Here is a 15152-nt window from a genome sequence, read left to right as displayed (position 1 = left end):
TCCTTGCCCTTCGTGTCGTAGTAGCGGTCGCGGTCGACGCGGATCCGCTGTTCGACCGGGTCCCAGAACAGCTCGGGGCCGATGATCACGCCTGCGTAGTTGAGGTCGTAGCCCTGCACGGTGTGGATGGATCCGACTTCGGAGGCGGAGCCCGGGGAGGCCGGGCGGGCCCACACCGTTGCTGGCCCGCCGCTCCTCGGCGAGAGTTACGCGTCGCCGATAAGCTCGGCGTCGCGCATCCGATCCACGATCTTGGCTCCCTTAGCTGTGAGCACGAGCACGTCATGGCTCGGGATCCCGTTCATCGAGATCCCCGTGACGGGGTGAAGGTCGACTACCCCGTCTTTGACGAGCGCGTAGAACAGGAATCGAAGTCCTCCGGCAACGGTCATCATCGGCGCATCGTCCAGCTTGTGGACGTCGGCGTTGAGCAGGAACATCTGAAGGACCCGACGTTCGACATCGCTGTACCGACCATGGAGCAGGGCGAGGTTCGCCTTGTAGTTCTGCATCGAGATGCGGGTGATGACGCCGCGGTCAAAGCGATAGTGATCGTTCGCGCAGAGCACGATCAGGTTCTCGAAAGAGTGCTCCTGCACCGTCGCCCACGGCTCGATGTGGGCAAACTCGAGCGCCTCGGTTGCCCCGCACGTAGGGATCGCGCAGCGATGGCCGGTCTCTTCGAGCAGTGCACGCTGGAGCGCAGCAGGAATGGCAGGGCGTCCTTCTGGCATCGCAATCGTTCTCCAAACAGTGGGTCCCTCGGCGTGATCCCCCCCCAGTCCGGACTACGTACGCGCCAAGGGCCCGAAGGGTGGACAGGTCAGCGTTCCCGCGGGCAGCGGGTGGAACGCTGTCACCTCCCCACCCCCGCGCCCCGCGGCTCCAAGGTATATCGTCAGTGGGTGCTCGTTTGTCCGCTGACCTCTGGAGCTCACGAATCGTGACCAACACTGCCGTCGAGTCACCCGCTCGCGAACGTCGAGTTCCCCACCCCGGTGAGGTCGTCCACGTGCGCGGCATGTTGTGGGCCGTTACGGACGTCCGTGAACAGGGCCTCCCGCGAAGCCCCGCCGACGACGGTCAACCCATCCGGAACCACGTCGTCGAGCTGCAGTCCCTCGCGGAAGATCGACTCGGCGAGGAGCTGACCGTACTTTGGGAGCTTGAGGTCGGTCAGAGCGTCGCGCCCGATCAGGGGCTGCCCGACACGATCACGACGAACGGGTTCGACGATCCGGCACGACTCGCCGCGTTCGTAGATGCCGTCCGGTGGGGCGCAGTCACGAGCGCGGATCCGGGCGCCTTCCAAGCACCGTTTCGCTCGGGCGCAAATGTCGAGCCGTACCAGCTCGAGCCGCTCCGCCGCGCACTCGAGGCGCCTCGCGCCAATCTCCTCCTGGCCGACGACGTCGGGCTGGGCAAGACGATCGAGGCTGGCTTGGTCATCCAAGAGCTGCTCCTGCGCCATCGCGCACGCAGCGTCGTGATCGTCTGCCCGCCGAGTTTGCAGGTCAAGTGGCGCGAGGAGATGCTCGAAAAGTTCGGCCTGCAGTTCACGATCGTCAATTCAGACCTCATGGCTCAGGTCCGCCGCACGCATGGCCTGAACGCCAACCCACTGAAGATCTTCCCACGCGTCATCGTTAGCATGGCCTGGCTCCCAGGGCTCCGTGCTCAACGCCTGCTCCGAGACGCCACCGCTGACCTCGCCGACACCGCTTCTGCCCGGCGTCACGCGTTCGATGTCCTCGTTGTTGACGAGGCACACCATGTCGCGCCTTCGAGCCCTTCTCGAACCGGACAGGGGCGTGGGTACGCCGTGGACTCGCAGCGCACGACCGCGGTACGAGAGCTCGCGAAGGTATGCGAGCATCGCCTGTTCCTCAGCGCCACCCCGCACAACGGGCACTCAGAGTCGTTCACGGCACTGCTCGAAATGATCGACAATCGGCGATTCTCACGGGGAGCCAACGTCGATGAGGACGCGCTCCGCGAGGTGACGATTCGACGCCTGAAAAAGGACATCCACGAGAAGGGGTTCCTACCCCGCGAACTCAAGTCGATCTCGTTCTCCCCCTCCGCTGACGAGACCGATGCGTTCGAGACGCTCGATCGCATCCTCACGGCGAGCGCCAAGAAGAACGGCCAAAAGCGTTCCAGCGACATCGTCTCGATGCTGCTGAAGAAGCGCTTTCTGTCGTCGCCGTACGCGTTCGCCACCACGCTCAGGTTGTACGACGACGCATCGGGAGGAGCCTGGGATCCACAGGTCGACGAGGACGAGTACTACGCCGAGGTACTCGGTTCCGAGCAGAGCGATGAGGAAGAGGGACTCTCCCAGCAGCCGGAGTTCGACGCACTGCGTCGTTCCAAGCAGAGCAATCCTCTCAGCGCGGCGACTTCGGACGAGATCTCGAAGCTCGTCGCGTGGGGGGAAGGTTACGAAGCCCGCCCGAACTCTCGACTGACTGCGTTGATCAACTGGCTGGACGTCATCTGCCGGCCGGGCGGACACTGGTCGAACGAACGCGTCGTGATCTTCACGGAGTACGCGACGACGCTGCAGTGGATCGTCGAGAACCTCCGGCAACGCGGATACGACGAGAAGCGTCTTGCCGTTATCCAGGGAGCAACGGATGCTGAGGATCGCGAGCGCATCCGGGCACGATTCACGACGAATCCCGCCGAGGAACCCGTCCGGGTACTCGTCGCAACGGACTCTGCCGGCGAAGGCATCGACCTCCAGACTTACTGCCACCGGCTCGTCAACTTCGACGTGCCCTTCAATCCTTCCCGTCTCGAACAGCGCATCGGGCGCATCGACCGTTACGGCCAGACCGAGACCCCGCAGGTGTTCCAGTTCCAGCCCGACCAGGACGCCAGCACCTACGGCGCTGACATGGACTTCATGCGGCGTATCGCAGAGAAAGTCGCTCAGGTGGCAGCGGATCTCGGCTCGGTGAACCTCGTGATCGACGCCGAAGTGCAGAACCACTTCGGATCGGTGGAGGTCCACGCGCGCACGAGCGTGAAGGACGACGGCTCAGCGATCATCAACAAGACACTCGCCGGCGGTGCCGAAGTCAGCCGCCAGCTCACGAAGCTGGCCAGCACCTTCGAGGCTCAGCAGGAACGGCTCCACCTCTCGCCGAAGAACGCCGCCCGCGTCCTGACGACGGCGCTCGCCCTGTCCGGGCAGCCTCCGCTCGAGGCGGTCGGAAGCGAGGACGTCGATGCTGACGTATTCGCAGTGCCTGACCTCGGCCGCGAATGGCATCATGCCGTCGCCCCCCTACACTCATTGCTCCGCCCGGAGATTCGACGCCCCATCACATTCGACGGCGATGCGGCGAACAGCGTTCCCGATGGCGAGCTCGTCCACGTTCACCTGGGGCACCCCCTTCTGCAGAAGGCGGCCCGGACTCTCCGCGCTTCGCTCTTCGACACTCGACACGACCTCAACCGCGTGACGGCCGTTACGCTCGACGGCGTCGAGCAGTCGTCCGTCGCAGCCGTCTGCCGGCTGGTTCTTGTCGGCCGAGGCGGCATGCGGCTGCACGAGGAGGTCTTCATCGCAGGTATCCGCCTGCGCGGCCGGCAGCTCGCGGAAGAACGCGTCGAGCGCCTGCTCGAGACATCGCTCGACGACGACATCCCCCTTGCCAGCGAGGCCGTTCGTTCCGAACTCGTCCGCGCCTGGGAGGAAGAGGAGGGTCGCTTGCGCGAACGGCTCGAAGCCGCCGTCGAAGGAAAGGCCGCGAAGCGCCAGGCGGCCGTCGAGCAGGACCTCGCGAAGCGCCAGGACGCCGATGTGACCCGTGCTCGCGAGATCTACACCGCGTTCCGCCGGAACCTCGAGGAGTCACGCAGGCAGATGGAAGAACTGTGGAAGGCGGAGCAGACAGCACTGTTCTCGATGGATCCGGAATCCACACGTCAGCTCCGCCGCGACATCGACAAGATGTCCGAGCGTCTCGCGAACCTCGACGCAGAGGAGGAGACGGAGATCACGGCCATCAGAGACCGCTATCGGGACGTGCGTCCGTTCGTGTCGACGGCGGCCGTTGTCTTCGCGCTCACCCCGGCTGATGCTGAGAAGGAGGTGACCGGCTGATGGCGAAGCGCACGCGCACCGACACCTGGGCGTGGCTCGACCTGATCGATCGCGAGGGACCGTTCATCGCCGTTCCTGCTCTCAAGCGCGTCTACCCCCAGGGCATACCCGCGACGGCTCCCGAGGTGCGGGACGCGCTCCGCGACGCTAAGCCGGCGTTCGATCGCCACTGGGATACGTGGAACGCAAGCGTGCAGGATGACGAGACAGCGCTCTTGAGCTATCGAGACGCACGCGACGCGTGGGTCGCGATCGTCCTCGCTGAGATCGCAATGTGGGGCTCGCGCCTCTCGATCGGCGAGAACCCGGTGCCTGGAGTTGAGCTGACTGCCTCATCCCCCGATGGACGACACACCGTGACGGCCAGTGGCGCATTCGTGCACAAGCAGGCAGCCCACGCACTCGTTCTAGTGGTCGACCCAGTCCGCAGTCTCCGCGAACCGGGGACCGACGGATGGTCTGCCACACCGATCGACCGCATGGAGCTCCTGCTACGCGCAACGGGCGTGCCTGTAGGCATCGTGACCGATGGCAGATGGTGGGGTCTCGTCTCGGCGCCGGCCGGCACGATGGTCGCTTCGGGCATCGTCGACGCTCAGACGTGGGTCGAAGAGCCCGAAGTGCGGGATGCGTTCCTGCAGCTCATTTCCCCGCTGCGCTTAGCAGGCGGAAAAGAGACAGAGCGCCTGACGGCGATGTTCGTGGACTCTGTCGCCGCGGCGGAGGAGATCACGGAGAGCCTGGGCACGCAGGTTCGACGCGCGGTTGAGCTGCTCGTCGCCGCGTTCAGCGACGCGGCGCTGCAGGAAGCCAGGCGCGGTCGCCCGGATCCGCTGCCGGCTGCGCGAGATGAGGTCTACCAGGCCGCGGTGACGACGGTCATGCGGGTCGTCTTCCTTCTGTTCGCAGAGGAGCGCGACCTGATGCCGCAGTCGTCCCTCTACTCCGACGGCTATGCGATCTCTGGACGCATCGACGACCTCGAACAGCGCAACAGCGTCGAGGGTGGAGAATCGCTCGACGCAACGAGCCGCACGTGGCATCGCCTGCTCGCCACATCACAGGCGCTCTTTCGAGGCGTCGGCGCCGAGGACCTCCGGTTGCCGTCGTATGGCGGCTCGCTGTTCGACCCCGATCGATTCGACTTCCTGCTTCGGGAGGATGAGGACGGGCTCGTCGTCACTGCCTCAGACCGCGTCATGCTCGAGGTACTCCGAGCGGTCCAGCATGCGGAGGTCGGCGGCCAGCGCCGGCGGGTCTCCTTCCGCGACGTCGATGTGGAGCAGATCGGCTACATCTATGAAGGCCTGCTCGGGTACTCGTGCACGGCCGTCGACACCGTCACCCTCGGACTGATCGGCAAAGCGGGAGAGGAACCCGAGATCCCGCTCGACGTGTTGGACGACCTCGCGGAGGCATCGGCCGACGACGCGACGCTCGCCGCGGCAATCATCGCGTGGGTGAAGGAAGATCAGCCCGCCGCCAAGGCGCCCACGACTGCCGCACTGAAGAAGGCACTGGCGAACGACGATCCGCCCGAGGCTGAACAGCTCCTTCGCGCTGCCACGAGCGATCCCGAGCTGCGGGTGCGTCTGCGGCCGTACCTCGGCATCATCCGGCGCGACCTTCGCGAGCGCCTCGTCGTGATCGAGCCCGGCGGACTCGCGGTCGTCGAGACGCCATCACGTGCCACATCGGGCGCTCACTACACCCCGAAGGCACTCGCGCAGGAGGTCGTACGCCACGCGCTCGAGCCGAAGGTCTACCTTCCCGGCCCCCACCAGACGAGCAACACCGACGAGTGGGTGCCGATCTCATCTGACGACATCCTCGAGCTCAAGGTCGCCGACATCGCCTGCGGTTCAGGAGCCTTCCTCGTCTCGGCCGGAGAGTACCTCGCCGACAAATTGGTAGAGGCGCGCCAGCGTGAGGGGGTCGCGCACGGAACGGCACATGAGCAGCGCGTCGATGCCCTCCGCGAAGTCGTCGCGCACTGCCTCTATGGTGCCGACATCAATCCGATGGCGGTTGAGATGTGCAAGATCAGCCTCTGGTTGCTCTCTCTGGATCCACACTTGCCGTTTTCGTTCGTCGACGACAAGGTGCTGTGCGGCAACTCCCTCCTCGGGCTCACCGAGCCCGGCCAGCTGAAGGCGCTTCACATCGACCCCACTCAGGTCGAGCTGTCGAAGAGCTCCACGACGCTGTTCGCCGACTGGCAGGGTGATCACTTCATCAGTCCGTTCGACATCACCGGGGTCCTGCACCACGCCTCGGACCTGCGTCGTCGCCTCGCGTCGCCGGTCGACGACAACGCCCCGCAGCGGGCCACCCGCACGAAGCAGCGCCTGTGGCAGGAATACAAGCAGACCACTGACGTGCTCGACACGGTCGCGGATGCGATTCTCGCCGCTGGGCTGAGACTCGGTGGAAAGCCGGGTAAAGCTCTCAACGCCGCCTATGACGATCTGCGGGCGGCGATCGATACGGCGTATGGCAAGCACGGTTCCGGCGACACAACGGCCGTCTCGACGATCATCGAGGCGGGGCTGACACCGACGGTCGAGACCGACTACGAGCGGTGGAAGCCCCTGCACTGGGTACTGGCTGTTCCGGACGTGATGGAACGCGGCGGGTTCGACGCGATTATCGGAAACCCGCCGTTCCTCGGCGGAAAGAAGATCTCTCCCGCGATGGGCAGCAATCTTCGCGAGTGGTTCGCTCATCAACTCGCGGGTCGCACAGGGAACGGCGACCTCGTCGCGTACTTCTTCCTCCGCGCATATGGGCTCCTGAACGACCGCGGGGCCCTCGGCCTCATCGCAACAAATACGATCGCGCAGGGTGACACCCGCGAGATCGGACTCGACCAGATCACCCACGGCGATTTCACGATAACGAGGTCAATTCAATCGCGGGGCTGGCCGGCGAAGAGCGCCAACCTGCAATTCGCCGCAGTTTGGGGAACACGGGGGCACGTCGGCAAGGATGTCTGTCTCGTCGCCGACGGCGAGCAGGTCCCGCGGATCTCGACTCTCTTGGAGGCTGAGGGAGCTACGCCAGGTCAGCCCACCCGGTTGAACGAGAATCGCGACCTGGCGTTCCAGGGGTGCATCGTCCTCGGGAAGGGGTTCGCCATCACGCCCGAACAGGCGCGCGCGTGGATCGACGAGGACCCACGCAACGCCGACATTCTCTTCCCTTACCTCAATGGGGAGGACCTCAATAGTCGACACGACGCTTCGCCCGCCCGCTGGGTGATCGACATGCGAGAGCGGTCGGAGAAAGAGGCTCGGGCGTATGCCTCGCCGTTCCGTCACCTGGACGAAACGGTACGTCCGGAACGGATCAAGAAGGACGCGGACAAGTACCCACGGATGGTGAATGAGTGGTGGAAGTACTGGAATGCACGCCCCGCGCTGCGCCGCGCGATCGCGGACTTCGACGAAGTGCTCGCAATCGCACGCGTGAGCAAATCAGTCATGCCGATACGCGTCCCCACCGGGCAGGTGTTCAGTGACGCGACCGTCGTCTTCGCGACCGATTCTTATGCCGATCAAGCCGTGCTTTCGTCGAGTCTCCACCAGATGTGGGCGATCAAGTACGGAAGCGGCATGCGAAGCGACCCGCGCTACACGCCGTCGGACGTCTTCGAGACCTTCGCCCGCCCCAGCACGAGCGCCGCTCTCGATGCCGTCGGACGCACGCTTGACGACGAACGCCGCGAAATCATGCTCCGCCGAGAGTTGGGCCTGACGAAGCTCTACAACCGTGTGAATGATCCATCAGTCGCCGACTCCTCTGATCCCGACATCGCTCGCCTCCGCGAGATCCACGTCCAGCTCGACGAGACCGTGATGGCCGCGTATGGATGGGACGATCTCGAGCTGGGCCACGGCTTCCACACGTATCGGCAGATGGAGCGCTGGACCGTGTCACCGCAGGCCCGCGTCGAGATCCTCGACCGACTGCTCGAAGAGAACCATCGTCGCGCGGCGGAACAGTAGGAATGTCAGGGGTCGAACATAGCGTCAGGCTCGATGCCATCGATGAGGAGAACAGATGACGACGTCCTCGAATACCACACCAGAACGCGCCCCCCGGCTGCTCGAGCTGACGCATGCCCCCGACGGCACGTCGTGGACCGACCGAGAGAACCTCACCGACATCCTCCAACGTGACCTTCTCGGCCCCGCTCACGGCGATGACGAGGTTCTCGAGGCCCAGCCCGATGCGCTGTACCTCGTCGGACGCATCGCGCCGGCGAAGCTGCGCGACGCGGAAGACCCGGCGACTGAGCTTGATGCCGAAGACAGCGACGACGCCCTCGCGACCGACGGTGCGCACGCGGTCCGCGGTGTGCCCGTCCCCGACCTCGCCGATGACCGAGCGAGCTCAGCAGACGATACCCCCGACGACGCACCGCCTCGACGTGGCCTCATGGCGCCGTCATCGATGGGGCTCCGCTTCCAGGTTCCGCGCGATCAGGATGTGATCACCGTGCGCGCGTCATGGGGGACGTATCGTGCCGAGATCGCGGAGCAGGAGAGCTCTGAGGCGGCGGCAGGCTCACGCCCTCGTCGCCTGTACCGCCGAACGCCTCACGAGCACACCAGGACGCTGCCGGTCGGGTCGTACGTGCCGAAGCAGACGGCGACCGTCGAGCTCGAGGATCGTGTCGTCCTGCGGGTCGACGTGCTCGATCGCGACGACATGCGCATCGTGGAGCTCGCGCTCTGTAACGATCGCGAGACGCCCCCAAAGATCCCCGTCGACGCGTGGCTGTACCAGACACGCCTTTTTGTCGAGCACGACAGCGATGTGTTTCTGCCCGTGCGAGACATCACCACGACAGACGATGTGAGCTCCGACGCGGAACTAGCTCGACTGGAGCTCCAGTATCGCGACCGCCTTGAGTTCGCTGTGGGGCGAACGTGCTCGGTCGGCTGGGCCCCGATGACGTCGAACCGCCGCACAACGCGAGTGTTCACGGAGTGGCTCCCGACGACCGAGGTCCCGCAGGTCGATGCTCCTGCGATCGACGGCGCGATGCTCGACATGCACGTGCTCGCCGCCACCTCGAAGCCGGCTCGCGCGGACGAGCTGCGACACGGACTGACTCCGATCGTCCACGCATACGCGGAATGGCTCGACGAGCAGGAGCAGGAAGCCGCGAAGCTGCCCGCGCATTTGAGCATCGCTGCGGCCGACGCGATCGAGGATGCGCGCCTCGTGGCGAAACGTCTCGAGGCAGGGGTCGACTTTCTCGTGGGGAACGAGGACGCGCTCCTGTGCTTCAGCTTCATGAACAGGGTGATGGCCGACCAGCGGGTCCAGACTCAGGCCGCTGCCCTGCGCGCCAAAGACCAAGACCTGGCGGTAGATGACGCACGCGACCGAGTCCTGAAGCGAGGCCCGAAGGCACATTCCTGGCGCATGTTCCAGTTGGCGTTCGTGCTCATGCAGCTCGAAACACTTGCGCACCCCGAGCACGAGCGCCGTTCCGATGCCGCGGCCCGGGCCGAGCTCCTCTTCTTCCCCACGGGAGGTGGAAAGACCGAGGCGTACTTGGGCCTCGCCGCCTTCACCTTCGCGATGCGGCGTCGCCAGGGCATTGTAGAGACACCCGCGGGGCCGCTCGACGGCAATGTCGGAATCACCGTCCTCATGCGATACACGCTCCGTCTGCTCACGGCACAGCAGTTCCAACGCGCCACCGCGCTCGTCTGTGCGGCCGAGGTCGTGCGGCGGGAAGAGCCGTCTTTGTGGGGCGAGGAACCTTTCCGCATCGGGCTCTGGGTCGGCACCAGCGTGTCGCCGAAGACGTACGACGACGCGAAGCATCAACTCGAGAACGCTCACAAGGGTCACCGGCACGGCCTCACCGTTCTTCAGTTCAAGAGGTGCCCCTGGTGCGGAACGTCTATCACGGCGAAGAACGTGAAGGGCGACGACGACGAACGACGCATCCGTGTGTACTGCGGTGAGGAGTTCGGTGAGTGCCCCTTCTCCGAGGGAGGCGACGTCGACGACGGACTTCCCGTGCTCACGGTCGATGAGGAGATCTATCGCCTCGTCCCGACCTACGTCATCGCGACCGTCGACAAGTTCGCACGCCTCACACGCGAAGGCGAGGCGGCGGCGCTGTTCGGATATGTGCAGTACCGATGCGACCTTCACGGCTACGTGCACGAGGACTCGAAGTCCTGTCAGATCAAGACGACAGGCAAGCATCCGAAAACGGCTACGCGCCCCGCGCTCGGCAAGAACCGCACGGGTCGCCTGCGTCCGCCGGACCTTATCATCCAGGACGAGTTGCACCTCATCACCGGTGCGCTGGGAACCACCGTCGGCGCATTCGAGATCGCGATTGACACTCTCTGCACCTGGCAGGGCCCCAATGGACGGCGAGTCCGGCCACTCGTCGTCGCTTCGACGGCAACCGTGCGCAACGCCGCCGAGCAGATCCGCGCCCTGTACGGGAGAAGGACGGCGATCTTTCCCCCGCAAGTCCTCGACGTCGCCGACACGTTCTTCTCGAGGGAAGTGCCGCCGTCAGCCGAGCGTCCGGGGCGTCGCTACGTCGGTGTCTCGACGACGGGGGTGCGCTTGACAACTGCCGAGATCACGGTTGCGTCGACACTTCTCTCGACCGGGCAGCTCCTGCTCGATAAAGCTGTTCCACCAGCCGATGGCGCGACTGTGAGCGCTGACCCGTACCTGACGCTCGTCGGTTACTTCAACGCGACGAGAGAACTTGCAGGCATGGCTCGCTACGTATCCGACGACATCCAGACCGCGATCCAGAAGCGGCGCCCCGGCAAGTTCTTCCCTCAGCGTTACGGCACCGGCTACGGACAGCTCAACTACGCCGAACTGACGTCCCGAGCGGGGAGCAGCGACATCACGGCGACGCTGGACGACATGGCGACGCCGTTCTCGCCGACTTTCGATTCAACGGCGGGCAGGCGTGCGATGAGCGATGCACGCAAGGCAGGAGAGAAGGTCGCTGAACGCGCGAAGAATCCACACGACGTCGTACTCGCGACCTCAATGCTGCAGGTCGGCGTCGACGTCGACCGGCTCGGTCTCATGATGATGGTCGGGCAGCCGAAGAACACGGCTGAGTACATTCAGGCCTCATCGCGCGTAGGACGAAGTGCGGAACGCCCCGGACTGGTCGTCACTCTCAGCAACTGGGCTCGCCCTCGCGACCTGGCTCACTTCGAACAGTTCCGGCATTACCACGAGACGTTCTACTCGCAGGTCGAACCGCTCTCCATCACGCCGTTTTCTGTGACGTCGCTCGATCGGTCTGTCGCGGCGATCCTCGTCGCTGCTGCGCGCGTGCTCGACGCTCCTGTCGACGACGGGCTCTCCCCCGAGAAGTCCGCGGGCCGAATCGAAGAGGCGACGGACCGGGTCGCCACACTCATCGAGCGCCTCGCGGAGCGCGCCCGATGGGCAAGCGACGACTCCACCGCCGACCTGGTCGCGCAGCGTCTCGAGAACCGCGTCGGGCAGTGGAAGAAGCGCCGTCTGTACGTGAAGGCGGAAGGCAAGTCGCTCGTGTATGAACGGGTGGCCCGGCCGACCGACGAGGCCCCGCTGATGGTGTCGCTCGAGGAGGCTCGCACCGACCTGAGCAGCTCCGCCGACGCCCCGTTCGCGCTCGCGAACTCAATGCGCGAGGTCCAGCCTGAGATCAATCTGCTCGTCAGTCCGCTTCACGAGAACCGTCTAGCGCCCGAGTTACGCGAAGGAGAACCCGCATGGGCGGCCGCGACGACGAAGGGGGCCGGAAGTGACTGATACGAAGACCGGGGCGTCGAAGAATTTCGGGCGCGTGGGGTCCGCGCGACCGTCCTCGCTGATGTACACCTATGGCCCGGGATCCGTCATGGATCTCCCGCAGTTCACGGTAATGCCGACAGGGCTCGACGAATGGAACCGCATCTGGGACCGCCTGGACAACGTCGACACGATCCATGCCCCGCGTCTGCTGGACGCGGTGCGCACCTTCTTGGGGCCTCGCGTCGTCCAGTTGCGACCGTTCCCCAGGGTTCACTCCGTGGGACTGCACGATGACGGCAACGACGTCGGGATGCCTGCGCGCTTCTTCCCGCAGTGGCTTCGATGCACTGGATGCGACCGGCTCGCCCGCGTCACGCAGTTCGAGTATAAGAACACAAACCCCTTCCGCCCAGACGAGGCAGCGTTCCACCATGTTGGGTGCACCGGCCATCGCGGCAGGAGTCCGAAGCGACGCGCATCGACGGTTCCCGCGCGCTACCTGCTCGCCTGCCCCGACGGGCATCTCGATGAGTTCCCCTATGACTGGTGGGTGCATGGCGGCGACAGCTGCCCTGCACCCGGCGTGGAGAACGCCACCCTGGCGATGAGCGAGCGCACTGTCGGCAAGGGCGCCTCAGCCACGATCATGTGCCTCTCATGTCGTGCTCGCCGACCGATGAACGAGGCCCAAGGCGAAGCCGGGCGGACGAAGCTGCCGCGTTGCCGGGGACGTCACCCTCACCTCGCGCGCTTTGACGCGGGAGGTTGCACCCACGAGACCCGCGTGATGCTCCTCGGAGCTTCGAACCTCTGGTTCCCGGCGACGCAGTCAGTCATCGTGATCCCCGAGCAAGATCCATCGACCCCGGCCACGATCGGTGCCGAGATCATCGATGCCATCGGTCCGAAACGATTCGGAAAGTATCATCACGACCTCGAACGCATCCGAGACGAGCTGGATGATTCGGAATCCCCACTGGCAACCCTCTCGGACGACGCACTTGCCGCCGCCATCGCCGCGGCTCTCGAGGAACCTGACGAAGAGGCGCAAAAGGCTGCCATCGAGAACTTCGATCCGATCACGTTGTTGGCGCCGGAGTGGGCATATCTTGATCGCAAGCTCGCTCATGAAACGGTCCCAGATGCCGAGAGCGGCCTCGTCCTATCGCGACCACGCGGAGGCGTGCACCATGCCGTGACGTCGCGTGGAATCGCGCGGGTGCACGCGGTCGACAAGCTGCGCAAGGTCAATGCCCTCACCGGCTTCACCCGGATCGATGAGATGGAGCGCGCGGCCGACCTTGCACACCGCCTCGTACCGCTCTCGCGCCAGAAGCTCTCGTGGACGGTAGCCACCGAAGATCGCGGCGAGGGGATGTTCCTCCAGCTCGATGAACAGCGCGTCGCATCGTGGGAGAGCCAGATCGAGGATTCGGACCTCTGGGCGTCACACACTGCAGCCCACAAGCGCAACTTCGAGGCGCGATTCTCTGAGTCGGCGAAGAACGTCGGCCACGAGACGCGTATGCAACCGCCGCGATATTGGCTGCTCCACACACTCGCTCACGTGCTCATTCGAGAGATGGCGATGTACTCGGGATACTCTGCCGCCAGCCTGTCGGAACGCATCTATGCGTGGCAGGCGAATGATGACCGTCCGGCGGCCGCCGGGATCCTCATCGTCACGACGGCCGCTGACTCTGACGGTACGCTCGGAGGCCTGGTGCAGCTCTCCGACCACGACAACCTCGAGCGGGTTCTGTCACAAGCACTCCGACGCGCGACGCGCTGCTCGTCTGATCCGGTGTGTGCGCAGCGCACACCGCGAGATAACGAGGACTTCCTCCACGGCGCTGCCTGCCACACCTGCGCGATGGCTTCCGAGACGTCGTGCGAACGGGCGAACAGGTTCCTGGACCGCCGATTTCTCGTCGATCTCCCCGGCGCCGTGGGCTATGGCTTCTTCGAACAGCCCTGACCTCCTGGCGCGACAGCGCCACGCGATGCGCGAGCTGGGCAAGCTCCTCAGTCGCACGGATGCCGAACACATCGCATCAGGTCTCAAAGCAGGCGAAAGCGTGGGATCTGCGCTGTCGTCACTGGCGCCCGCGCAGAAGAGTCGAGTCAACAGCATCATCACCTCAGGCGGCCTTCGAGAGGACCGCGCGGGTCTGACGGGGGCGATGTACGGCATCATCGGAGCCCGTTCTGCCGATGCGACCATCGACCCGCTCTGGACACTTCCCGCCCACCTCGCCACCTCGAGCGCACTCACGACGTCGATCGTGGATCTCGTGGACAGCGCCGCCACGTCGATCACCTGCTCGACCTACAACTTCCAGAAGAGCTCAGGATTATGGGCGGCGCTGCGATCGGCCGCGAGACGGCCGTCCGTTGACGTCACCGTCTACGTGGACCGAAATGCGACCGACGGCAGCAGCGGCCCCTCTGCCCCCGAGATCGCGAAGCGCCTCGCGCCGGCCCGTGTACATCGCACCAAGAAACTGCACGGCAACGTTACGAGGAACCATGCCAAGTTCCTCGTGATCGATCACCGCACCGTCGTCATCACGAGCGCGAACTTCTCCTGGAGCGCCGAGTACAACAACGTCGAACTAGGCGTACGGATCGACCGGCCCCCTCTCGCCGAGCAGATCGAACGCGACATGCGCGGACTCGAAGAGAACGTGTATGAGCGAGTCGAACCGTCCCGAAACGGATACAGCTGAGGTGGATCACGGCCGACGTCGACCTCCCTCAGGAGGTGGTCGACGCGCACGCGGAGCGGACGCTGGTCTTCGTCGTTGGAGCCGGTGCGTCGATGGGCGCCCCGTCTAACCTGCCGTCGTTCGAGTCGCTCACGAAGCAGCTCGCGGAGCGTGCGGGATTGCGCCTTCCCTCAGACACCAAGCAGGAAGAGTTCCCGACTTGGCTCACGCTAGTGCCCCGCGGTGACGCGGGTCTTGATCGCCTCGACCGCGGACGCGGCGTCCTCCTCGCGCGGGACCGCGGTCGCGACCTCCTGGTCGCCGATGGTCACGACGCCCTCGCGGTAGACGCGTAGCTGCCGGACGAACTTCCGGATCGACCAGCCTGTCGCCTCCTCGATCCATCGCGACACCGCCAACGCTGCGACGACGATCTGCAGGTGCGCGTCGATCGAATCGCGCAGCCGCGCGTAGATCGGCCGCGCCTTCAGGTCGCCCTTCGACATGCGGAAACTCTTCTCGACCTGCAGGAG

The 15152-nt window shown here is 65.1% G+C and carries 6 protein-coding genes and 2 pseudogenes; 5 read left to right on the top strand and 3 right to left on the bottom strand.

Features of this window, described 5'->3' with window-relative positions:
- Window positions 1-158, bottom strand: a pseudogene (locus tag Q1J95_RS09030) (DNA/RNA helicase domain-containing protein); the annotation flags it as partial.
- 48 nt (window positions 159-206) lie between these two features.
- A complete protein-coding gene (locus Q1J95_RS09025) occupies window positions 207-734 on the bottom strand; it encodes an HNH endonuclease signature motif containing protein (RefSeq protein ID WP_300267183.1) in 528 nt (175 codons plus the stop codon).
- A gap of 209 nt (window positions 735-943) precedes the next feature.
- On the opposite strand from Q1J95_RS09025, the gene drmD reads away from it, so the two are divergent.
- Genes drmD through drmC form a run of 5 tightly spaced genes read left to right on the top strand, consistent with a single transcriptional unit; the run spans window position 944 to window position 14640 of the window.
- Window positions 944-4117 (top strand): DISARM system SNF2-like helicase DrmD, encoded by a 3174-nt coding sequence (gene drmD / locus Q1J95_RS09020; protein WP_300267182.1) that lies wholly within the window; start codon window positions 944-946, stop codon window positions 4115-4117.
- Window positions 4117-8124: a DNA methyltransferase gene (locus Q1J95_RS09015; protein ID WP_300267181.1), complete on the top strand. Its 4008-nt coding sequence runs from the start codon at window positions 4117-4119 to the stop codon at window positions 8122-8124. Before drmD ends, Q1J95_RS09015 begins: the two co-directional genes overlap by 1 nt.
- A gap of 55 nt (window positions 8125-8179) precedes the next feature.
- Window positions 8180-11929, top strand: coding sequence for a DISARM system helicase DrmA (gene drmA, locus Q1J95_RS09010; protein ID WP_300267180.1), 3750 nt, complete (start codon window positions 8180-8182; stop codon window positions 11927-11929).
- The gene (locus tag Q1J95_RS09005; RefSeq protein WP_300267179.1) at window positions 11922-13889 is read left to right on the top strand and encodes a DUF1998 domain-containing protein; all 1968 of its coding nucleotides are present in this window, start codon (window positions 11922-11924) and stop codon (window positions 13887-13889) included. The genes drmA and Q1J95_RS09005 overlap by 8 nt, the downstream gene beginning before the upstream one ends.
- Entirely contained in the window at window positions 13867-14640 is a 774-nt protein-coding gene (gene drmC / locus Q1J95_RS09000; protein ID WP_300267178.1) for a DISARM system phospholipase D-like protein DrmC, read from the top strand. Before Q1J95_RS09005 ends, drmC begins: the two co-directional genes overlap by 23 nt.
- 329 nt (window positions 14641-14969) lie before the next feature.
- On the opposite strand, the pseudogene Q1J95_RS08995 reads toward drmC, so the two are convergent.
- Window positions 14970-15152: pseudogene (locus tag Q1J95_RS08995) on the bottom strand (IS1634 family transposase); the annotation flags it as partial.

It is taken from the genome of Microbacterium sp. (assembly GCF_029263575.1).
Classification (GTDB): Bacteria; Actinomycetota; Actinomycetes; order Actinomycetales; family Microbacteriaceae; genus Microbacterium.
This window is presented reverse-complemented; position numbering and strand designations above follow the sequence as displayed.